General features: G+C 39.9%; 18 protein-coding genes and 1 CRISPR repeat array. Of the genes, 14 read left to right on the top strand and 4 right to left on the bottom strand.

All coding sequences use genetic code 11. The features are described from left to right. Positions 1 to 32: 32 nt before the first annotated feature. The 3 genes from L8106_RS22360 to mrdA all read left to right on the top strand — a co-directional run bounded on the left by L8106_RS22360 (position 33) and on the right by mrdA (position 3,985). Complete coding sequence (locus tag L8106_RS22360) at positions 33 to 827, top strand: DUF3153 domain-containing protein (protein ID WP_009786744.1); 795 nt, start codon at positions 33 to 35, stop codon at positions 825 to 827. Positions 828 to 1,002: 175 nt separating this feature from the next. Next, on the top strand, positions 1,003 to 1,704 hold the full coding sequence (locus L8106_RS22355; RefSeq protein WP_009786743.1) for an N-acetylmannosamine-6-phosphate 2-epimerase: 702 nt from the start codon (positions 1,003 to 1,005) through the stop codon (positions 1,702 to 1,704). Between the two features lie 457 nt (positions 1,705 to 2,161). Then, positions 2,162 to 3,985: a penicillin-binding protein 2 gene (mrdA, locus tag L8106_RS22350; RefSeq protein WP_009786742.1), complete on the top strand. Its 1,824-nt coding sequence runs from the start codon at positions 2,162 to 2,164 to the stop codon at positions 3,983 to 3,985. Positions 3,986 to 4,054: 69 nt separating this feature from the next. Here the strand turns inward: mrdA and L8106_RS22345 are convergent, their stop codons facing one another. Then, the gene (locus tag L8106_RS22345) at positions 4,055 to 4,933 is read right to left on the bottom strand and encodes a WYL domain-containing protein (RefSeq protein WP_009786741.1); all 879 of its coding nucleotides are present in this window, start codon (positions 4,931 to 4,933) and stop codon (positions 4,055 to 4,057) included. 91 nt (positions 4,934 to 5,024) lie between these two features. On the opposite strand from L8106_RS22345, the gene cas3 reads away from it, so the two are divergent. From cas3 to cas2, 10 genes are all read left to right on the top strand, one after another. Beyond that, positions 5,025 to 7,208: a type I-D CRISPR-associated helicase Cas3' gene (gene cas3, locus L8106_RS22340; protein ID WP_009786740.1), complete on the top strand. Its 2,184-nt coding sequence runs from the start codon at positions 5,025 to 5,027 to the stop codon at positions 7,206 to 7,208. 426 nt (positions 7,209 to 7,634) lie between these two features. Then, positions 7,635 to 7,886, top strand: coding sequence for a hypothetical protein (locus tag L8106_RS22335; RefSeq protein WP_009786739.1), 252 nt, complete (start codon positions 7,635 to 7,637; stop codon positions 7,884 to 7,886). A 184-nt stretch (positions 7,887 to 8,070) separates the two neighbouring features. Continuing rightward, positions 8,071 to 11,463 carry a type I-D CRISPR-associated protein Cas10d/Csc3 gene (cas10d, locus tag L8106_RS22330; protein ID WP_009786738.1) on the top strand — a complete coding sequence of 1,131 codons (3,393 nt, stop codon included), beginning with the start codon at positions 8,071 to 8,073 and terminating at the stop codon, positions 11,461 to 11,463. Positions 11,464 to 11,612: 149 nt separating this feature from the next. Beyond that, complete coding sequence (cas7d, locus tag L8106_RS22325) at positions 11,613 to 12,641, top strand: type I-D CRISPR-associated protein Cas7/Csc2 (RefSeq protein ID WP_009786737.1); 1,029 nt, start codon at positions 11,613 to 11,615, stop codon at positions 12,639 to 12,641. A 5-nt stretch (positions 12,642 to 12,646) separates the two neighbouring features. Next, a complete protein-coding gene (gene cas5d, locus L8106_RS22320; RefSeq protein ID WP_009786736.1) occupies positions 12,647 to 13,363 on the top strand; it encodes a type I-D CRISPR-associated protein Cas5/Csc1 in 717 nt (238 codons plus the stop codon). A gap of 115 nt (positions 13,364 to 13,478) precedes the next feature. Next, positions 13,479 to 14,351 carry a CRISPR-associated endoribonuclease Cas6 gene (gene cas6 / locus L8106_RS22315; protein ID WP_009786735.1) on the top strand — a complete coding sequence of 291 codons (873 nt, stop codon included), beginning with the start codon at positions 13,479 to 13,481 and terminating at the stop codon, positions 14,349 to 14,351. Positions 14,352 to 14,375: 24 nt separating this feature from the next. Beyond that, positions 14,376 to 14,747, top strand: coding sequence for a four helix bundle protein (locus L8106_RS22310; RefSeq protein ID WP_009786734.1), 372 nt, complete (start codon positions 14,376 to 14,378; stop codon positions 14,745 to 14,747). A gap of 17 nt (positions 14,748 to 14,764) precedes the next feature. Then, the gene (cas4, locus tag L8106_RS22305; RefSeq protein ID WP_009786733.1) at positions 14,765 to 15,391 is read left to right on the top strand and encodes a CRISPR-associated protein Cas4; all 627 of its coding nucleotides are present in this window, start codon (positions 14,765 to 14,767) and stop codon (positions 15,389 to 15,391) included. A 97-nt stretch (positions 15,392 to 15,488) separates the two neighbouring features. Then, entirely contained in the window at positions 15,489 to 16,496 is a 1,008-nt protein-coding gene (cas1d, locus tag L8106_RS22300; protein ID WP_009786732.1) for a type I-D CRISPR-associated endonuclease Cas1d, read from the top strand. A 72-nt stretch (positions 16,497 to 16,568) separates the two neighbouring features. Beyond that, positions 16,569 to 16,841, top strand: coding sequence for a CRISPR-associated endonuclease Cas2 (gene cas2, locus L8106_RS22295; RefSeq protein ID WP_009786731.1), 273 nt, complete (start codon positions 16,569 to 16,571; stop codon positions 16,839 to 16,841). Positions 16,842 to 17,069: 228 nt separating this feature from the next. Next, positions 17,070 to 18,657: direct repeats of the CRISPR family, unit length 37 nt; unit sequence GTTGAAATCATCTATAATCCCTATGAGGGATTGAAAC. A gap of 164 nt (positions 18,658 to 18,821) precedes the next feature. Here cas2 and L8106_RS22290 read toward each other — a convergent pair. After that, positions 18,822 to 20,126 (bottom strand): LCP family protein, encoded by a 1,305-nt coding sequence (locus L8106_RS22290; RefSeq protein ID WP_009786728.1) that lies wholly within the window; start codon positions 20,124 to 20,126, stop codon positions 18,822 to 18,824. Positions 20,127 to 20,236: 110 nt separating this feature from the next. Further along, positions 20,237 to 20,767, bottom strand: coding sequence for a peptidoglycan-binding protein (locus L8106_RS22285; protein WP_009786727.1), 531 nt, complete (start codon positions 20,765 to 20,767; stop codon positions 20,237 to 20,239). A gap of 242 nt (positions 20,768 to 21,009) precedes the next feature. Here L8106_RS22285 and L8106_RS22280 point away from each other — a divergent pair, with 242 nt between their 5' ends. Continuing rightward, on the top strand, positions 21,010 to 22,239 hold the full coding sequence (locus L8106_RS22280; protein WP_009786725.1) for a DUF1501 domain-containing protein: 1,230 nt from the start codon (positions 21,010 to 21,012) through the stop codon (positions 22,237 to 22,239). 4 nt (positions 22,240 to 22,243) lie between these two features. Here the strand turns inward: L8106_RS22280 and L8106_RS22275 are convergent, their stop codons facing one another. After that, complete coding sequence (locus L8106_RS22275; RefSeq protein WP_009786724.1) at positions 22,244 to 23,473, bottom strand: FAD/NAD(P)-binding protein; 1,230 nt, start codon at positions 23,471 to 23,473, stop codon at positions 22,244 to 22,246. Positions 23,474 to 23,494 lie beyond the last annotated feature (21 nt).

Raw genomic sequence — 23,494 nt, 5'->3', positions numbered from 1 at the left:
TGCCATAAACTGTCTAAGTTGAGAGTTGAATTATGAAAACGATCCGAACGCTATTCATCGTTTTTCTAACCTGTTTGTTATTAACGGGGTGTGTTGAATACGATGTCGGGATAGAATTTGATAGCCAAACTCACGGAACCATTCAGCAAACAATACAGCTATCGGAACGCTTAACAGGCTTTAGTCGGGATGGTGTTAATGAGTGGGTAAGCAGTCTCAAACAACGGGTTAGAAGGGTTCAGGGACGAACACAGCGAGTCTCAGATCGAGAAATTTTAGTGACGATTCCGTTTAATAATGGGGCAGATTTAGAAGAAAAGTTTGAACAGTTTTTTAATCCGATTAGTCCCGATCAAAAGGGAAAGTTCAAAGATCAAATTGAAGATAATTTACCTCAATTTTCATCGAATTTAGATCTAACGCAAAATAATTTTATCTTTGTTTTGCGAAATCATTTAAGTTTAGAATTAGATTTGCGATCGCTGGCGTTACTGACAACCCAAGAACAGGTTTTGATTGGTTCGGGAGAATTGCTAGAATTACAGTTTAGTTTAGATACACCTTGGGGTGCAAAACTCGTGGAATCTGATGGGATCAACCCAGACCACCCCAAACCTCTAGCTGTAACTTCTAAACAAAATGGTCAACTGGTTTGGACACTAAAACCCGGAGAAGTAAACCAGTTAGAAGCCCTGTTTTGGATACCTAGTCCAGTCGGAATTGGTGCAGTTATTATTATTTTATTCACCTATTTCGGTTATACTCTTAAATATGCGCTGTTACCCAAACTGAGTCTTCGCAAAAAAACAGCCCCGGCTGAAATCTAACCTAAAATTAGACAATCTCAACATGAACACTTTGTAGGGACATCATCTGGGTGTCCTTAAATTGTATCAATGATCAAAAATTAAGAAATATAAAATATCAAAAAAAGGTTAAACCCTTTTTAACGATTCTCCGTTAGATTATAGAATATATAGCAAAAACCAGCTCATATTTACAATGACCCATGATCAAAATCTTATTCCACCTCAATCTTTGATTGTTTCTTGTCAAGCACCTGTTGACTCTCCCTTGCATGATCCGATTATAATTGCAGCAATGGCAAAAGCGGCGATTAATCAAGGTGCAGTCGGAGTCCGAGTTGATACACCCGATCATATCAAAGCCGTGCGGGAACGGATAACACAACCAATTATTGGACTGTGGAAACAATCAATTCCCGGTTTTGAAGTTTATATCACCCCTCAGTTTGCAGATGCAATTGCGATCGCCGAGGCGGGGGCTGATATTATTGCTATAGATGCGACATTAAGAAATCGTCCCAACGGAGAAACAATAAACACCCTGATTCCTCAAATTCAGCAAGAATTAGGTAAACAGGTTATGGCAGATGTAGACACCCTAGAAGTCGCGATAGCAGCCGTTAAAGCGGGTGCAGATTTTGTCGGAACAACACTTTATGGGTATACAAAAGACACAGAAACTTATACTCCTCCCGGCTTTAAATTGCTGGAAAATATGGTCAAAAAACTAGAAGTTCCGGTCATTTGTGAAGGCGGAATTTCTTCACCTCAACAAGCCCAAAAAGCAATTGAATTAGGGGCTTATGCCGTTGTTGTCGGGACAGCAATTACGGGAATAGATATTCAAGTCAAAAATTATCAAACGGCTTTAATGGAGGTGAAAACATTCGGATCATAAAAAGAGAAATATCAGTTCAACAATCAAGCATTTTTTGAGGAACTTCCAAGCAAAATCTAACGTCTTTAGAAATAGGGAAGCACTCCAGACAAAATAAAATGGGTAGATGAATTAAAACGATCTAAATATCCGCTTTAATTTCCCTCTCATCCGATTGATAATCTAGAACCCCTTGTATTCCCTATCTGCTTTGATAACAGCATCGCCAAACATCAGAACAATAGGTTGATAGCTTCATTAAACCCCCAAATCAAGGGTTACAAAATGGTTTAATCTTGACCCCGGCTAACTCCCACAGGTTGAACGTATTAAAGCTTGGAATTCCGTTAATAATTCACCAAAAAGATACCTACACTCCTTGCTTTTTCCGGGTTCACCTTCTAGATTATTCATCATATTATCCGGATTTTGACCTCCCTTCATCGGGAATAATAAATAATACACTAATGTAATTCCTATGACAACCGAAACCTTATTTGACTATCAACCCAAATATGTAACCACTGCCCCAGAGGTACATCATTCCACCGTCAGACGTTCCCGTTTCCACAAAGGGATTATTCTACTATTGGTAATTAGTGGTTTAATGAGTGTCTATGGGATTCAACTTGCCAAACTTCAAATTCTTCAAGGAGAATATAATCGACTTTGGGCAGAAACAAATCGTCTACGTCTGGCATCAGTTCCCGCTAAACGGGGTGAAATCATTGATCGCAAAGGAGAAGTTCTCGCCACCAGTCGTTTATCCCGTTCCGTTTTTTTATGGCCTCAAGAACAATCCCCCGAACAATGGCAAAAAACCGCTAAACAGTTAGGTGGAATACTCAAAATTCCCGAAACCAAAATTTTAGAACAACTCGAAAAAGCCGGATATCGTTCTCGGCTTCCTGTGCGAATTTATCAAGATATCAATCCTTCCATGTTCGTCGCCTTAGCAGAAGAAATGGGCAAATCAAGAGGGATTGAAATTCGCGGTGAGTCTAGACGTTCTTATCCCAATAATAATTTAGCCTCCCATCTTTTAGGATACATCGGAGAAGCTACACTGGATGAATTGAAGGCAAATTCCGATTATCCAATGGGAATGATTGTCGGGAAAAGCGGAGTTGAATACAAAGCTAATTCTGAGTTAGAAGGGGTTTGGGGAAATCGTTTAGTCGAAGTTGATGCCAAAGGAAATGAAATTCAAGAATTAGGCTTACAATCACCCGTTTCAGGAAAGTCTGTTCAACTGACTCTCGACTATAAATTACAGAAAATAGCCGAGGAAAAATTAGGCGATCGACGGGGGGCGGCTGTGGCAATTGATGTCAGAACCGGGGCGATTTTAGTGATGGCTAGTAGTCCAAATTACAATCCAAACCAGTTTACTCGTCAGTTAACAGCAAAAGAATGGAATCAACTGCAAGGGTCAGAAAATCCGCTTCTTAATCGCGCCATGCAAGGGTATCCGCCTGGAAGTACCTTTAAAGTTGTTACCGCCACTGCCGGGATCGAGTCGGGTAAGTTTAAACCCAATTCTACATTAATGACTTCGGCGGCGATTACTGTGGGGAATACTTCTTTCCACGAATACAATAATGCAGGGTATGGGGTAATTGGATTTCAAAAAGCATTAACCGTTAGTAGTAACACTTTTTTCTATCAAGTGGGGATGAAAGCAGGCCCCGAACAAATTTCAAAATGGGGTCGAGAATTAGGGATTGGCGGTTCAATTGATTTAGATCTTTTAGGACTTGATAGTGGAAATCACGGTCAAATTCCGACACCGGCTGAAAAGGAACAAAACTATGGTGAACCCTGGTATGTTGGGGATACGGTTTCGATGTCAATTGGTCAGGGATTAGTATTAGTAACGCCGTTAGAATTGGCGGTGATGACGGCAACAGTTGCTAATGGGGGATGGCGAGTTCAACCTCATTTACTGGCTTCTCAAACCAATACACCGGAAACCGAACGGGTAAAAACCTCGATTTCTCCGGCTACATTAAATGTGATTCGTCAAGGGTTAATTTCTGTGGTTAAAGAAGGAACCGGACGCCGTTTAAATGATGGTTCTATTCCTTTAACGGGCGGAAAAACAGGGACGGTAGAAATCCCTGGAAAACCCGATAATTCTATGTATATCGCGTTTGGGCCGGCGGATAAACCAGAAATTGCGATCGCGGTTGCCGTCGAAGCAGGGGGTTATGGTTCAGTGTCTGCCGCCCCCATTGCCCACGAGATTTTTAAAGGTTATTTCGGGCCGCCCAAACCCAAACCCGCAGCCCAGAAAAAATAGAAAAAATAAACGTTCTTCAACGAGAATACCTAGAAATAGTTTACGAAGCCCGGACAAAAAATGCTCAACTTAATTGTTGGGCGTTTTCCCATTTTCTAGATCATAATTCTGACAAGCTAAGAGTAATTTTTGCTGTATTCGTTGACGGATACTATCTGGAGAAATTACTTGACAATCTTCATAATACGGTGCAATTTCCCGAAGAAACCAAAAACTACTAAAAATATTTCTCACCACTTTTCTTGTTCGGGGTTTACCTTCAATTTCACTGACAAAAGTATCATCCAGTTTACGTTGGTAACTAAACGCTAATCCTTGATAGACTTGAAACTCAACAGCTAACCGTTCTAAGTCAGACATCCAAACTTTATCGATAGAAATGACTGCTGCATCTTGAATCCGATCTAATCGTAATGACCAATTATGCCGCAGTTCTTCAACATCCCGATTTCCCTCCGATTCCTGACAACGACAGACTAAATATTCGCGTTTTTCAATCGGCATAATTCGGGCGTGTAAAATGGTATAAGTCCACTGACGTTCTGCGGCATCCCGATAGGATAACTGAAAAGGTTGCTGACGGTGAATCAGATTATCTATCTTTTGTCGCCAAGCGGGTTGAGGGTTATTCAGAAAACGTTCAATTTCAGTCCGAAACGGAATCGTCAGTTCACTGCGATCGCACAACAATTGGGCAATTGCAACTGCTTCTTCCATTTTTCCCGCATCCATTAATGCTAACCTCGCAGTATCCAAAGCTTTGATCCGTTCGGGTGACCAATCGTTATTTGCGGTGATCAGCAGTTTGTGACGGGCGATCGCTTCCACTAACTTCGAGATATTTGGGCGTTCACCCCACGTCATCCCATACTCCAACGCCAGGGCTTCAAGTTCGGCTTTGTCTCGTTCTGAAACTGACAACGTAATTGATTGACCTTTACGACTCATATTTGTCCGTATACTTTTTCTGTATTTTTCTTGACACTCTTTTATTTTCACCGATATTATAGGCAATATCAACAACTTACGGACACAACTTATGGATAAGTCCGATGACAAAATTACCCTCAAACCCGTTTATTCCTGTCCGGCGGACGAGACTCCCTCAGATGTCAAACTTCCCCCCGGTTGGTGTTTAACGTGGCATCAAGTCGAAACTCTCAAAGCAATCCGTAATCCCAATATTGACGTGATTATGAATACTGCTTTTACCGGAGATGGCAAAAGTTTAGCGGCTTATTTAGAAACACTTTCAACCAATTTTTATGCAATTGGGTTGTATCCAACGAATGAACTTTCTCGCGACCAAGAGATTCAAATTCAAGGATATATTGAACAGTTTAAACCCAAATATGAACCCCGTGTCAACCGTTTAAGTAGTGCAGAGTTAGAAATTTATGCCGAGAATGAAAAGCTGAGAAAATCGGCGGCGATCGCTACTCGTTCAGGTCAATCTGAAATCCTCTTAACTAACCCAGATCTGTTTCACTACCTCCATCAAGGTTCCTATCTAATGCCAAAAGATAGTCCAGATAAACTCTGGGGAAAAATAGATAAAGATTTTGATGTTTTTATCTTTGATGAATTTCATGTATTCTCTGCGCCTCAAATTTCTAGCGTCATTAATACGATGCTGTTAATTAAAAACACCAACCGCAACAAAAAGTTTGTATTCCTCTCCGCTACTCCAGAATCTCAGTTAACCGAAAAATTAACTCTCGCCGGATTTCGGATTAAACAGATTAACCCTTTAGAAGAAAATAAGTATCAATTTCCCAATTCAATTGAGGAGTCTAAACAGTTAGAATCTCAAGGATGGCGTAATATATTACGAGAAACTGAACTTAACTTTATTTCCCTAGAATCAACCGCAGGCGCGTCAGAAACTTGGTTAAAAGAAAATAGCGATCGCATTCTGGATCACTTTTTACAGCATCCCGGTAGTAAAGGCGCAATTATTCTCAATTCCATTGCTGCTGTCAAACGATTAGTGCCATTTTTTCGCGATGTATTTGAACCCAAAGGGTTAACAGTGGGGGAAAATACCGGGTTATCTGGGAAAGCCGAAAAAATGCGATCGCTTGCCGCAGATTTAGTGTTGGGAACCAGTACAATTGATGTCGGGGTAGACTTCAAAATTAACCTCCTCATTTTTGAATCAGCCGATGCGGGGAACTTCATTCAACGCTTAGGAAGACTGGGAAGACATAGCGGCTATGAACGCCAGGTCGAAGAGATTAAATTTCAGCAATTTACAGCCTATGCTTTAATCCCGAACTTCCTCGTTGAACGCCTGTTTTCAGGGGATGAATCTCCCTTAAAACCCAATGATATTTATGATCGCTGTTTCTTCTATGACCAAATTCGAGAAAAGTATCGCCAAATTAATGACTTTCGAGGATATTATCAAAAATGGGGTGCAGTTCAGTCGGTGATGTTGTGTTGGAAATTAGGTCATAAAACCATTAAACAGCAGTATCAAGGCAGTCAGCAACAATTTAAGCAAGATTGTCAGCAAGTCTTTCAAACCAGTTTAGGAAAAGTCGCAGGAAGAATTAAAGCGTTAGGGGAAGAATGGCGAGATGATTTTGATCGCAAAACGGGGAATCCAATTGTTGACGAAGCGGCGAGTTTTCGAGGTTCGAGTGCCTTGCAATGCGGTTTATATGATTTAACAGAATCCAATGAAGTGGATCGGTTTAAAACCTATGATTTACCCGGAATTTTAAGTCATCTGGAGATTGAAACGATGACAGAAGTTGCATTTAAAAGATTACGTCAAGAAGTCGTCAATCGTACTGAAACACCCATTCCTAAAGGTAGATTTGAATATTGTTTAGGGTTTATGAAATTGTTGCGTTACCGTGAGGAACGATTGAACTGGAAATTTACTTATTCGGGTGATTTACAGGTGGTGGCTGACTCTTGGGATGTTCAGATATTAAAAGGGATAGAAGTTTGGCAACCTGAGAATTATTGGATCGGTGAAATTAACAAGCGACTGAAGCGAAAGGCGTTGGTTTGCTATGTGTTGCGGTTTCCGGTTGCTGAGGTAAGGATGCGGTTGCGTCTACCGATGCACTTTCAAATTTATCCCATTAGCGATCGCAACAGTATTCATGGTAGCGCACCCTATGCGATCGCCTTTGGACAGTCGGCTTTATTAATTGATACGTTAGCTAGTTGGCTGAAAAGCCAGGGAGGTGAAATATGGATGGCTTAGGGTTTCAATCCCTCATAGGGATTTTAGCGATATTACGCAGGGTAGAGCAACGAACGCCAGTAGGTTCACAAGGCATTGTTTCAATCCCTCATAGGGATTATTACAAAACTTTTTGTATTTCTACCCTTATATTTAAGGTTACAGAACGACTGTAAAAATTGCAAGAGTTATGTTCAAAAATCAGCAAAAACTTGTGAAAAAGTTACTACTTATGAAGTTTAATCAGATGGTTATGTCAGCTACCGGGTATACTGAAGTAGAGAACGCTCCACGATCTGGTGAGAAACGAGCGCGAGTAGGAACACAGAGCTGTACGCCTCGCCCTCCTTGATGGACGGTTTTTAGGCTTGTCTCTTATCTACAACCTCTCTTCTAGTGACCAAATTCGTGGGGTTTGTTCTCCTAACTGTTTAGAAGGACAAAAAAATGCCAAAAAAACGTAACTCTGAAAACTCAGAGCAGCTTCAGCTTTTCATCCCTTATTCTCAGAAGCCATTTTTAGAGTATAAGAAAAAGGTGCGTGGGAAAGACGCCAGGAAAGGCTTTGATTTAATCGAGGAAGGTGTGCGACTTCTTCAAGCCCAGCTTGATCAAGATGGGATTCACTCAGCAGAAGCTAAACCGGCAATTCAGCAGTTCTTAATCCTAACTCAAGGAGATAAAACAAGACTCCGCTAGAGCTAGACCATACTACGTTTAAGTTTGAATTAATGAGGCTCTACAGTTTTTTTATAGAGCTTATAGAGCCTCTTTTTCTGAATTTTCACTTGATTCAAATTTATTCAAAAGGCTTTAAAGCTGTATCCTTTGTATATTTATTCAACAAGTCACAGAATTTATCGATTCTATCAGGAAGTAAGTTATGGCTAAGAAACGTCACAAATCAGAACCCGAAGGACAACAACTCTCTCTGTTTGATCAACCGGAAGTTATCAATACAGAAATAGATGAGGATGATAGCTGGTTAGAAGATGAAGAATTTGGTCTAAACTTTGAGTCCTATGACCCCATCTTTGAACCAAAAATCTCTGAACTCTTAACCCTAAAGTTACTGCGAGAAGCGATTCATTCACAAAATCCTGATGATGCAGTGATGACAGATTTTGCCGAGTATGTTCTCCCTAATTTACTCAGAGTTGCAATTGGAGTAACCGCAAAAGGAGGTAAGTATTTCGATGAACTCGATGAAAAACGAGAAGCTGAGGGAAAAACAAAAGTTCGTCGGGATAATGCAGGTGATCAATCTTTAAATACACATCTCCTGAATGGTTTATTTCCAGCCAATTTAATCGAACAACGCTTAGAAAAACTAGATACAACAATTAAACGAGTTGTCGGAGAACAAGAGAGACGGTTAGTTATTGCTGGATTTATTCTCCATGACTTTGAAAAATTTCCCGATGCACCTGAAAACTGTCGTCAACTTCCAATAGAAGAACATCGCCAAATTATCACTGATAAAGTCCAACAGTTAGGATTAGACTATTTTATTAATCCAGACGATCCAAATGCTTATCAAGATTATATTGATGACTTACTTTGTGTGGCGTATAATGCACAACGACGTTGGGATACAAATTGGAATTTTTCAGTGTTTGGGTTGAATCCTCAGTTACGCGATCGCACATTGGTTTGTTTATCGGAGTTAACCTGTTTAGCTGATTCTCTGGCTTCAATTATTAAACATCCTCAAGATGCTGAAAATACTCGACTAAAAGAGTTAATTCATAGCCTCAGTGACGGACAAGTTCAGTTTACCTATCACAGTATTGCTGAAAATAGAGGAGTATTAACCAATATTGTCAATAACGCCTTAATGGAGGCGCATACAGCATTAAATACAGAAAATAAAACTTATTATGAACCCTTACTTTACTTACCCACAGGTGTTATCTATCTCACACAAAAAAACTCTCCTCAAATCTCAGCTTCAGAGATTCCTCAGCGAGTGATTGATAAAATAAAAAGTTTTTGTTCTCGGCGATTAGTTGACAGTCAAATGGGATTTGGTCGAGATGGTAAAGGCATGAAATATGCTGATTATTATGAACAGTTTTTTGATACAGTTGGCTTAATGAAGGTCGCATTAAAAGCAACATTACGTGTTCTCAACCCTAAAAAAAGTTCTGTCGCTAAAAGTCGCAGTGATAATTTAGTCAGATTTCAACAACAGAATGTATTACCTGCTGATTATAATTTTATCTTTGAAGACGATATTCGGATTGATCAGATAGCGGAATTTGGAGATGTTATCAGTCGAAAAATTTGGGGAGAACAAGTTAATAAAATAGAAAAAGAAAGGAAACAGAACAAAAAACTACCAGAATTACCTCATCTTGACTTAATTCACGAAGTCGCTAAATTCTGGAAGTTAGAACAATATTCCCCTCAAATTCGAGAGATTCAAAAGATTAATGAAAGTCTCAAAGCAAACAAACTTAAAGGAAATACAGGCGGAGTTCCCTATGAATGGTATTTTCTTGCGGCTAAATATATTCAGAATAATCCAGGTATTGAAGATGTTCGAGAACACTGTGAACAGGTTATTGATTACATTAATCAACTCATTGAACCGATTGTAAAACAGTACACTTTACCCGATGGTTGGGACGACTTGCGAGAGTGGGTGATGCGAGTCGTGATGTTACCCGGAAAACCCACAACTGATTCATTGTCAGCCGATATATTTCTAAAGGAGTTAAACCACTATCAACTTGCCAAAAAATCGGGACGAGGACGGCAATTAATTTGTTCAATTTCCCACTCTCCTTATAGCGTTACTGAACAAATGGAGTCAGCCGTTTTATTTACGCCGCAAGTGTATACAAATAAACAAATGTTGGGAGGTTCTAATGCCAAGCGTAATATTTCCAGTATTGCAGGAACAGAAATGATGTTGAGACAGATTTTAATGAATCAAACTCAAGCAGTCGGTAAGCGGTTTGAGGATGGAAAATACCGTTATCTGTATTTTTATCCGACCTATTACTTTACGCCAGAGACGAACAAATTTCTACAACAAGCTTATCAAAATATTGCACAAACCCGATTTGATACTAGCATTCGCAATCACTTTATTAGTAAAGATTTACAGGCAAATTTTGAACGCAGTCGTTATCAAAGTGTTGATAGTTTTTTAATCGATGAAGCCTTACAATATAAGAAAGAGTTGCCGGAAACCGACTCAAATCACAAAAAAGATCGCACCTTTAAGCTATCTTATCCAGAGGATCAACCGTTAACATTTTACTTCATGGCACTGCCACCGGGACGCGATCCAACTGATACAGAGTCTTGGGTAATGCCGACTTGGTTAGCGTTTGCATTTCCGATGATTTTAGATGTAAAAACAGTTGTTTCAGAGTCACCCATTCCCCCTTTTAATGATGGTGCAGAATTTGAAGAAAGTGTATTCTTAGATAGTGCGCCGCAAGCTTTTCGAGTGCTAACAAAACGGGATAGATTTCGGTTAGACTATATTTTAGAAGGATGGGAAGAAGCCGGGAAAAAATATTCCTCTCCTCTAAATGTTTTAACCGCAGCCTATGCCATTCATCTTGATGTTAACGCTAAACAAGGCAAGTCTGGCTATGATGCCAACTGGGGAAAATTATCCGAACTTGCTAATGATTTTGAAACCAGTCCTTTGTCCGTTTTTGCCTATTTGAATCAATGGGTGAGACGACAAAGTGTAGAAACCGCAAGAATAGAAAAAATTAGGCTTTATGCTTACTATTTTTATCCTTGCTTTGATCCCTATGTTGTGTATAATTTAAAAGAGGATAAATTGATTGTGGAAAAAGAATCTAGCCTAAACCATCCAAAAACATTAACCGAACTATACCGCCAGTTTTATCGGGCAAATAAGCGATACAATCCGAAAGCAAATGCAGTTTTAAAGCCGATTGATATTGCTTCAAAAACCATCCTTGAAGCCGATCCAAGTTTTCGAGGAGAAGCCTTAATTTCTGTAGTTGCGGCTGAGGTGTTTAAACTGATGGATCGGGTTCATGCTTCCACCGCAGAAGGACGCTGGATCTATAGTCATCGTGAAGAAGAACGTCAAGCTGTTTTAGTGTTTGCAAAGTATTTTGTTGAGGATGTTTTCTATGGTTCTTTTAAAGGTGATCGCGCCCGTTTAGCAGGTCGTCAAATCAACTTAATTCGAGATACCTGCGAATTTCTTTATCGTCTAGAAGATGACAAAGAGAATAGTAAATTAGAGGCTTCAAAACAATCAAAAAAAAATGAATAAGAATAAACCTAAGCTATTTTTTTTAGATTCTAGCTAGAAGTAAACTATCACCCTTTTAAGTTATGTATGGGTAGTGACCAAGATAGTCACACTGGAATGATTTTCCTTGAATAAATAAACAACTCACGTTACAACAATAAAGGACAATTATGGCAATTCTAAAAACCATTGATGCTAAACACTTTCATACTGAAATCCCCTACAAACCGATGGGGAAATATGTTCACTTTCTGACTATTCGTGTGACTGAATCCTATCCTCTATTTCAAACTGATGGCGAATTGAATAAAGCGCGAGTTCGTGCCGGAATTGAAGACCGTAACCCCATTAGCCGCCTTTCTATGTTCAAGCGGAAACAGTCTACTCCAGAACGCTTAGTAGGTCGAGAATTGCTGAGAAAATATGAATTTATGACGGCTGAAGACTGCGAATATAACGTTAAATTTGCGATGGATAATCCCGACTGTATTATTTATGGTTTTGCCATTGGCGACTCCGGTTCAGAAAAATCAAAAGTTGTTGTAGACACAGCATTTTCAATTACAGCGTTTGATGAATCTCACGAAAGTTTTACCCTGAATGCACCCTTTGAAAATGGAACAATGGCATCAAAAGGAGAAAATGGTTCAACACCTGGAGAAGTAACCAGTCGAATAAACCAGCAAGATCATATCAAACCTCAAGTTTTCTTTCCGAGTATTGTCACACTCAAAGATCCGACAGAAGCCAGTTTTTTATATGTGTTTAATAATATTCTCCGAACTCGTCACTATGGCGCCCAAACCACTCGCACAGGACGCTTAAGAAATGAACTGATTGGCGTTGTTTTTGCTGATGGAGAAATTGTTAGTAATCTGCGTTGGACTCAAGCCATTTATGATCAGTTAAAAACAGATAATAAATTAGGTGATCTCGATCCTTTAGATGAAGATGATGTAATTTCTGCTGCGACAACAACTATTGAAAAACTGATGGAAGACGAATTTATTGTTCACACTGACTTTTTGGGTGAAGGGTTTACACCGTTACTGAAAGAAGTGAAAGCTTTAACCCGAAGTGAAGAAGGAATTATACAGATTTTACAACAAGCGGATACTGAAGCGAAAGCTTACGCTAAAAAGCATATTAGTTCAAAGAAAAGTAAATCGAAAGGAAAAGCAACTACTGAAGCAAACTAATCATTATGGCAATCATTCAATCCTATCAATTAGAACTGCATGATAGTCTCTATTTTGCGACTCGTGAAATTGGGCGATTGTACGAAACTGAACCCATTTTACATAACTATGCCCTTTGTTACGCACTGGGTTTAATCGATAGTGAAACTCACGCAACAACGGTTTCTGAGGAACATTCCTATCGCTATTTTTGTGCTGAACAAGTTCCTCAATACGAGGCACATCTAACCTCCTTAAACCAACAGGGAATTTATGTCACTCCCGCCCGTGCAGTTTCTCATGCTGCGGTTCTCAATACTTGGAAATATGCGAACAATAACTATCATGTAGAAATGGAGAAAACCCAGAAAAATATTCCCAGTTTTGGACGAACAAAAGAAATTGCACCCGAAAGTATTTTTGAATTCTTCGTAATTTCTGAAAAACTTTTGCAATTACCAAAATGGATTCGGTTAGGAAAATGGATGAGTAAAGCTGAGGTGACAGTTTTAAATACCCAGGAGGTTAAATCTTCTACTTCCGAACAGCAATTTACTTTTCCTTATCCCTTGAACCCTTTAGATGTCATGTTTACTCATCAAGTTATTAGCTACGATGTGGTAAATATGCCGCCCGTTAGCCTCATTAAAAATGTGCAAATGAGAGGAGAATATTATCAGTTAAGTGAACCCCTGAAACTTAAAATTCCTGCTCGAATGAAATATCATTTTAGAAGCAATTAGGATGGAAAATGCGTTTCCTTGAACTAAATCAATCTTATACCTTTAGCAAAATCTTTGAACTCGAAATTTTAGCTAAAGATCTAGCAACACATTTTGGATATTCCCTAACACTCAAATGCCTTACAGCCTTGTCTTGAACCTCATTCCTTTGTCTTCGATTTCTCCAACTTATCTGAGTGGAAGACATTTACACGCCTTATTTCTAACGCTTGTTAGTTCTGTTGATAAACAATTAGGGGATTATTTACATGAACCAAAAACAGAAAAATCTTTCACCTTGAGTCCTCTACAAACTTGTTCAAAACACCGACGAGTTGAACAAACTTTACAGTGGGAACATTCTCAACCTATTTCTGTGGGAACACCCTGTTGGTGGCGTATTTCTTTACTGGATGAGGGTTTATTTAGCAAACTGACTCACCTTTGGTTAAATCTCAACCCTGATCAACCTTGGCATTTAGGTTCAGCTAATTTAAAGATTACCAGTGTTTTGGCAACGCCACAATCAACCCAACCCTGGGCGAATACTTGTTCCTACTCTCAATTATACCAGCAAGCCTCTAATAGCGATCGCTCAATGACGCTGATTTTTTGTACTCCTACTGCTTTTCGTCAAGGAAAATTTGACACATCTCTCCCGACTGCGGAAATAATTTTTAATAGCCTTTTAAATCGCTGGAATAAATACAGTGGGATTGAATTTAAACAACTTCCTCTTAATTCGATTTTTCCCAGTTTTTTCAATATCAAAACTGAAATGGTTGCTGACTCTCGCAGTAAATTTATTGGTTGTGTTGGTAAGGTGAATTATCGGTTATTGGGTAATGTTGAACCGGAGATCATTCAACAGGTGAATACTCTGGCTGATTTTGCCTTTTATTGTGGTGTTGGACGAAAAACACCGATGGGAATGGGAATGTTGAGGAGGTTACAGAAGGAGGGAACAGGGGACAGGGGACAGGGGACAGAAAGTTTAAGAAGGTTATAGGCGATAGATTTTAGGGGAGGAAATATGGCTCAAATTCAATCACATCGGGATTTAATTGTTTGGCAAAAGTCGATGGATATGGTTGTGCAAGTGTATCAATTATCAACACATTTTCCCAGTACAGAAATCTATCGACTCACCGCACAAATTACAAGGTCGGCAGCATCAGTTCCAGCAAATATTGCGGAAGGTCATGCGCGAGGATCGGGTAAAGATTATGCCCATTTTTTGGCAATTGCTAAAGGATCGCTTATGGAAACAGAAACTTTTTTGATGTTGGCTGTTCGGCTCAATTATTTATCTGAAAATCAAGCCCATCCAACCTTATATTTAATTACTGAAATCAGCAAAATGCTAACAACGCTTCGTAACCGGATACTTCAAAGTAAAAATTAATCAATCTATTAACTGCTATGAACAATTATCTGTCCCCTGTTCCCTGTAACCTGTCCCCTCAAGAATACATTCCAATTGCTGCATTAAACCAATATGCTTATTGTCCTCATCGTTGCTGGCGAATGTTTTGTGCAGGTGAATTTGAGGATAACGAATATACAATTGAGGGGACTCATTTACATGAACGAGTTCACACAGTTAGCCAAGAATTTCGAGCCGAACTTGAACAAATTCGAGCAATTTGGTTGAAATCAGAACGCTATAAACTCATCGGAAAATCAGATTTAATTGAATTAGAATCAGGTCAAATTTACCCAGTTGAATACAAACGTGGAAAACGAGGTGAATGGGATAATGATGAGTTACAAGTATGCGCCCAAGCTTTATGTTTGGAGGAAATGACAGGAAAAATAATAGAGGTTGGCTATCTTTATTATGCTCATTCTCATCAACGTCAACCAGTCGAAATTTCAGCCGCTTTACGAGAAAGTGCGATCGCAACAATAGAAGCAATTCAATTTTTATTTAATACGGGAATAATGCCAAAACCTGTTTATAAGCCACGTTGCAAAGGGTGTAGTCTTTATTCTCGCTGTTTACCCCAAGCTTCTAAAAAAGTTGGACGTTATCAAGAAAGTAACTAACTTTCACAAAATTACTGGTTTAAATCAAATTTAACACCAGTTAAACACTAGATAAAATATCACTCAACCTTCATAATCTAATCAGGAGTTAAAACAAATGGGAACTATTTACATCATTCAAGAAGACGCTTTTATTGGCAAAACTGACGAACGACTGATCGTTAAACTGGGCAAAGAAAAACTGATTGATGTTCCTTTGATTAAAGTAGAAGGAATTATCATTTTAGGTCGTGCAACGATTTCTCCTGCGGTTGTTATGGAACTTTTGGAACGTAAAATATCTTTAACATTTTTGAAAAAAACAGGTAAATATCTAGGACGTTTGGAACCCGAATTAACCAAAAATATTTTTGTGCGAAAATCTCAATGGGCGGCGGCTGGTGAGTCTTCCCAAGCTATTCATGCGGTTCAGGGTTTTGTACGCGGAAAGTTGAAGAACTATCGGAATACTTTGTTGCGCCGTAGTCGTAAATATACTGAACTGGATTTACAAGATAGTATCACAAAAATAGAACAGGTAATCGCTCCTATTGACTCCAAAAATTCGATTAATTCTTTACGAGGATTAGAAGGGGCTGGAAGTGCAGCTTACTTTGGTTGTTTCAATCAATTAATCAACAGTAATTCTGGCTTTAGTTTTCAATTTCGCAATCGTCGTCCGCCGACTGATCCGGTTAATTCTTTGCTCAGTTTTGGTTATGCTTTATTACGCCATGATATCCAAAGTGCAATTAATATTGTGGGTTTTGATCCTTATTTGGGTTATCTTCATGTAGAACGTTATGGTCGTCCATCACTAGCATTAGATTTAATGGAAGAATTTCGACCCATTATTGTTGATGCAGTTGTGTTGAGTGCGATTAATAATAAACTATTGTCTTGTAATGACTTTATCACTGAACCTCTGAGTAACGCTGTGTCTTTAACTCCAGAAGGACTTAAAATATTTTTACGGTTGTATGAACAAAAGAAACAATCAAAGTTCAAGCATCCTGTTCTCAAACGTCAGTGTACTTATCAAGAATCTTTTGAAATTCAGGCGCGACTTCTCGCTAAATATCTAATGGAAGAAACAGATAAATATCCGCCTTTGGTTTTGAAGTAAAACTTGAAAATCTAAAAGGGGTAGCGGTTTGTTTGTTACCCCTTGACTCAAAAGTTACATTGAGGAAAAGTTATGTTTGTTGTCATTAGCTACGATATTTCTGAAGATAAACGCCGCACCAAAATTCACAGTATTCTCAAATCCTATGGACAATGGATGCAATATAGTGTGTTTGAGTGCGATTTGACAAAAACTCAATACGCGAAGTTACGTCGTCGTTTGAGTAAACAAATTAACGCGGAGAAAGACAGTATTCGGTTTTATTTTCTCTGTGAGTGCTGTCATGGTAAGGTGGAACGGATTGGCGGTGAAATGCCTCGGGATTGTTCGATTTTTCTGGTATGATGCGCCCCCAGGTGGGTGTAGAAATCAGGCGTCGTGACAAAATGGCTGTAAGTCTTGTTCTGTGTAGATTTGAACGGTCTTGGTTGTCTAAGGGGTGGGCGCACCCCATCTGGTAAGGGTTTCAGCAGTTTTGACAGGAACGCGATGATCACCTATAATCTTAGAAAGCCTAACCGGGCGCAAACGAACCTTGAAAACTTAATCTGTTGTGCTTTTGAGGCGACCGCAGTTGAAATCATCTATAATCCCTATGAGGGATTGAAACAATAGAGTGCTTTTCCTGGATTAACTGGCAAAGTTCTCGCTGGTTGAAATCATCTATAATCCCTATGAGGGATTGAAACGATAGACAGCTAAGAACACAAACTGATTATATTTTAGAAGGTTGAAATCATCTATAATCCCTATGAGGGATTGAAACTATAATGATGTTGTAGTTTGATATCAACAAAATGATTAAGTATGGTTGAAATCATCTATAATCCCTATGAGGGATTGAAACACTTTAAAATCAATTTATTCACCATCTGGTGAATTTGTTGAAATCATCTATAATCCCTATGAGGGATTGAAACAGATCATCCCGTGATCCGTTATCTTTGATGGATGTTGAAATCATCTATAATCCCTATGAGGGATTGAAACAAGAAGCGCGATGGTGGCACGAAGGAAAAAATTTTTGTTGAAATCATCTATAATCCCTATGAGGGATTGAAACATTTTTTAACACCCTATGGAGGACACATGATATTAGTGATTGTTGAAATCATCTATAATCCCTATGAGGGATTGAAACCTCAAAAAAGTCTTTTCAGTAGATTAAATTATGGGTTGAAATCATCTATAATCCCTATGAGGGATTGAAACAATAAAACGGGGAGGGAGAATAGGTTAGACCTCCCCGTTGTTGAAATCATCTATAATCCCTATGAGGGATTGAAACTAGTTCAAAAGTGATAGCCGGATACGCTAGAAGTTGAAATCATCTATAATCCCTATGAGGGATTGAAACAAATTGGTTTTACCTTCTAGCTTTCTAGTCTTTATGTTGAAATCATCTATAATCCCTATGAGGGATTGAAACCACATTAAACGCATACCGAGATGACCTTATCAGAAGTTGAAATCATCTATAATCCCTATGAGGGATTGAAACTTAAGATCTTCTGTGAGTTTGTTTTTGCCACTTCGGTTGAAATCATCTATAATCCCTATGAGGGATTGAAACGACGGATTAAAGCTTGTTGAATCTAATTTCTGTCGGTTGAAATCATCTATAATCCCTATGAGGGATTGAAACAGGAAATGTTCTCAAAAGTCATCTAGAAGCTGAACAGGTTGAAATCATCTATAATCCCTATGAGGGATTGAAACACTTACGCAGGCGTAGCAGGGATTGATCCTAATTACAAAAAGTTGAAATCATCTATAATCCCTATGAGGGATTGAAACAAACACAAGAGCAAAAGTTTAGGATGAAGGGAAACGGGTTGAAATCATCTATAATCCCTATGAGGGATTGAAACTTCTTTAGGATTGTAGATGGTTGCTCCTCGACAGTGAGTTGAAATCATCTATAATCCCTATGAGGGATTGAAACTGTCGCAGGTCACGTTTTTGTCGCCAATGAGATAATTGTTGAAATCATCTATAATCCCTATGAGGGATTGAAACGAATCAAAATCAACAAAGGATTAATTCAACCAGCAGTTGAAATCATCTATAATCCCTATGAGGGATTGAAACTCAGAGCAACGACACCCTGACTTGGTTTATCAAGTTGAAATCATCTATAATCCCTATGAGGGATTGGGCGCAAAGCTTCGTCCATACAGGAGTCTAAGAAATTGCTAAAGCAGGTTTTGCAGTTAATAAAACCCAAAAGATAGCAAGAAGGATTAAGAGTATCGCATTGAAACCATATCGCAAAATATCTTTATTCCAATTTTTAATAATCATAATCTCTTTGTATTTTTAAGGTTAAAAATTATTCACCCAATCTGATCCAACTCTTAAAGTTAAATCTGAACCAATTTCCCCAGTCGAAGAAGCTTCTACTTCACCCCAACCTAACTTATTTTTTAAGGCTTCTGCACTGGATAAATTCCCTCGTTGAACGATAATCTGAGTTTGACGTTGTTTATCAGGCCAGTCGGGAACAATATAAACATTATAATAACCTTGATTGACTAAAGAATTCGCTATTTTTTCACCGACTTGTGAATTTCCCGACGCATTTTGAATCGCAATTTTGAGATCAAGAGGTAAAGTTTTTGAAGTTGAGTCTGAGTCTGCGGAGGAATCGGTGTCTAAATTTTGTTGAAAATATTCGGCTATTATGCGATCGCGTTGAACTTCATCAATTATCCAATAACTACTATAAGTTTCTTCTGTGGTGCTACTCCGTCCCGGTAATGTTACCATTTTAAACTGTTCAGATTCTAGATTCAAGCCCAGGTTAACTAAACTCAGGATCTCATTAAAACTTAAATCTGTATCAATGTATTTTTGCATCACCCGAATAATTTGAGGTAAATGAGGTAATATATTCGGATTTTGTAATCTTGTTTGAATCGCTTGCATTAAAGCTTGTTGTCGTTGAATCCGCCCAATATCCCCATAAGCATCACTCCGATAACGGGCGAATTGATCAGCTTGTTCACCATCAATTGTTTGCCATCCAGGGGATAAATCGATTTTTAACTGTTGGGTATTATCAATATAAGACATCGAATTCGGAACAAATACATCTACTCCTCCCAATAAATCAACTAACTCTTTAAACGCCCCACTACTGACACGCACATAGCGATGAATCGGAATTTGATTGAGGGTTTGACGAATCGTTTTTGTTGCTAATTCAGCCCCACCCCAATAGTTCGCTTCATTAATCTTCCCAATCCCAACACCGGAAATTTCAACTTCTGTATCCCGAGGAATCGATAACAAACTAACTGATTTTTCTGTAGGATCAAATTGTACTAATAATATTGTATCACTGCGTCCTTGAAAACTTTCGGGTGAGTTGGGTTCGGTGTTTTCTGTGCGATCAATTCCCATCACCAATATATTCACTGGACGAGTGAGTTTGTAGCCAAAGCGATCGCGCCAAAATTGGTTAAGGACGTTGGAAGCGGGATCGGGTGTATTTTCATCTGTGGGTAAAAACGCCGCCGTAACTGCGCCTAATATCGCCGATAACAAAGCTGCAAGGACGATCACAACACCCCAGGATATTCGACGCGCTGAGGGAGACGGTGACGCAGAGGAGAGGGGAGGAGTCATAACAGGCGAACCCAAAAACAAGGTGATTATCCAACTGAAGGAAAAGTTACCGCATTTGTCGCCAAAAGGCAACTGGATCGTCACCTGTTTGATCTGTTCTACTTTTAAAGTTAACAGCTTGTTACTGGTTCAATAAATTTAGAATTAGCCCGAACAAAAAACGCCCCACCTTGATAACTGATCACCAACCAAGGTTTACCCACTTGATCAAATTTGAGGGGATAATAGTAGTCTGGATGGGGAGAAAAAGTGGTTTCTGGTGTTAAACGCAGGTCAATTTTATACTCAAAACCAGGGCCACTCCGAGCGTTTAATTTCTTTGTTGTAATCACTCGCCATTCTAACCAATTTCCTTGGAGAAAATCTCCTGAATTATTGATTTGAGGCGGTTGAGGAATCGGAGATTTTTGAGAATTTGCCAGGAGTTCTAATTCAGCGATCGCTTGTTGTAATTTTAATTGAGTGATCTCTCCCACAACACCATCAACGGGGAGTCCCTGTTCAGCTTGAAATGCTTTGACTATATTTTCTAACTGTGTGTTGAAGGGTAATCCTAATCGTCCGACACTATATCCTAATCGTTCTAATTGTTGTTGTAAATTCTTAACCTGATGAGTGCTTTGACCTGATTTTAAGACCATTTTAATTCCTCAAAACAATGATTAAATTTAGACAAAATTATTCACTGATTCTCATCTCTTTGGAGAGTCGGGCAAAATCTCCTTCTAGATCTTGTCGTTAATGAACGCTCAAAACTATAATAAAGAAAGCCACCGTAGCCAATTGTTGATAACTGGTGTTTCTAGCTGGGGTGAAGACTATCAGGATATTTTCTCAAATTCCGAAATCAATATAGGATTAACAAGTTTAGGATTAATAAGTTATGGATAGACGCCAATTTTTAAAGGTTTTCGGGATTGTTGGAACCAGTGCGATCGCCACTGTCGGAACTCACGGTTGGTTTGCTAAAGGTCTCGCCGCCACTCAACACCCCAAACGTTTAGTTGTGATTTTTCTGCGAGGGGGAATTGATGGCTTAAATGTGGTGGTTCCCTATACTGAAACTGATTATTATGAAGCTAGACCGACTTTAGCAATTCCACAACCGGGAAAGGAAAAGGGGGCGTTAGATCTCGATGGAAATTTTGGTTTACATCCGGCTTTATCTTCGCTGATTCCATTGTGGAAAGATAAAACTTTAGCCTTTGTTCATGCTTGTGGTTCAACGGATGAAACTCGCTCTCATTTTGATGCTCAAAAATACATGGAGTCGGGTACACCTGGAAACAAAAAAACTGTAGAGGGTTGGATGAATCGAATGTTAGGGATTTTACCGGGAAAAACTCCAGTAGAAGCTGTCAGCGTGGGTTCAACCATACCTCTAATTTTAGCAGGTCACGAGTCGGCTAGCAATATCTCTTTACAAGGAAATTCTGCCCGAAAACTGCCGATTGATCAAGATAAAATTCAGTCTGCTTTTGATCAACTCTATGCGAGTAATGATCCCCTGAGTTTAGCTTACCAAGAAGGTCGCGCCGCCCGCGATACTTTATTAAAACAACTCGAAGCAGAAATGGAAGAAGCAAATAATGGCGCACCTCTTCCGAAAGGATTTGCGGGAGAAACTCGACAACTTGCGAGTTTAATGGTGCGAGATCCGAGTATTCAATTAGCATTTATGGATGTTGGCGGTTGGGATACTCATGCAAACCAAGGTTCAAGTCAAGGTCAACTTGCAAATCGTTTAAAAAGTTTAGGGGAAGGTTTAGTCACATTGGTGGATAGACTGGGTGAAATTTACGCCGATACTACAATTTTAGTTGTGTCAGAATTTGGTCGAACTGTGGAAGAAAATGGCAATCGAGGGACTGATCACGGACATGGAAATGTGATGTGGATTTTAAATGGGTCTTTGCGAGGCGGTCAAGTTTATGGTCAATGGCCGGGTTTATCGGAATCTGAACGTTATGAAGGTCGAGATTTAGCGATTACAACGGATTTTCGCTCAGTGGTTTCGACAGTTTTATTGAATCAATTTCAGGTTAAACCGAACCAAATTAATCAAATTTTCCCCGGCTATAAACCGACAGAAACCCTATCTTTATTTGCTTGATTCTTTAGGCGGTTAATGCTAAACTGGGTTTAACAATTGCCGGAACAATTCGCCCGGAAGCCATCCTAGCCCCGGCTAGATTGCGAGCGACCGGCCCCAGTTGCAAAGCCGCCAATCCTCCCATTACAAATAATTCGCAACCCGGAAGGCGCAAATGTCGATCTAAAACGGGGAAACCATCTACAATTTCTGTGGGATAAACGGGCAAAATCTTCTGAAGTAACGGGTGCTGACTGGCATCAAGTTTAGTTCCCGTTGCTAACACAATCCGGTCAAACTCAACCTCACCGCGATCGCATTTTACCCGCCAATTGTTCTCCCAAATTGCCGCTTTCACCTGACAATTTTCCAACAGAATTAATTTTCCTTGACGGATTGCCCGTCTAAGCTGTATCATCAGACTGGGAGTGATAGAACCGCCATCTCTTGCCTGTTGAATCATCTGCGATCGCACCCGCCAACAGGACTCCGCTTCAAACCCTTTGAGATACTTCGGCCCCAACCAGCCGGGTTCGGCGTCAAACAGCTTCTCCCGCAACTGCCGGCGCACCATCAACGTCACCGTTGCCCCCCGCGCCATCATCCCCAGCGCCAAGTGAGCGCTCGTTAAACCGCCCCCAACGACGAGAACCCGTTCCCCGGCCGGATAAAGCGATTGGCTTCGCCACTGACGCTGCCGCGTCAATCGCAAATCAACCTGTTGGCTGTGAACCAGGCGTTCCGGGGGAAAAGGCGAAGGAATCTTGCTCACCCAGTCGGGAAGCTGAACCTCACCTCCTCCCGTCGCCAAAACCACCCGTCTCGCCCGAACCGTCCGCCCGTCTGCCAAAAGCAACTCAAACCGACTTCCCCTCAACCCCCGCAACGGCAGAAGATCGACCACCTGCGCTGCACAAACCCTCGCCGCCAGTTGCCAACGTTGGATGACATCTGCACAAAAATCTTCAAACAGTTTAGTTCCCGGTAAGTCGTAGGGCGGAAACAACTCGTGAGAACGATTCTCAGCAAATTTTCGCAGCGCGAAGGGGTTGGGGTCGGGGTGATGAACCGCAGGCGATCGCAAATGGGGAATGTCCTGGGCTGCAAACTGATGATGCCACCGACTCAACCACACCCCACTGGGGTCAAAAACCCTGATTTTACGGTGTATTGGCTGTTTTTGCAGCAGGTGGGCGGCTAAGGTCAAGGCTTGAGGGCCAGCACCGATAATCGCGACGGAAACAAAGTCAGACATAAATCCGGCTAAATAATTTGA

The sequence above is a fragment of the Lyngbya sp. PCC 8106 genome, from assembly GCF_000169095.1.
Taxonomy (GTDB): Bacteria; Cyanobacteriota; Cyanobacteriia; order Cyanobacteriales; family Microcoleaceae; genus Capilliphycus.
This window is presented reverse-complemented; position numbering and strand designations above follow the sequence as displayed.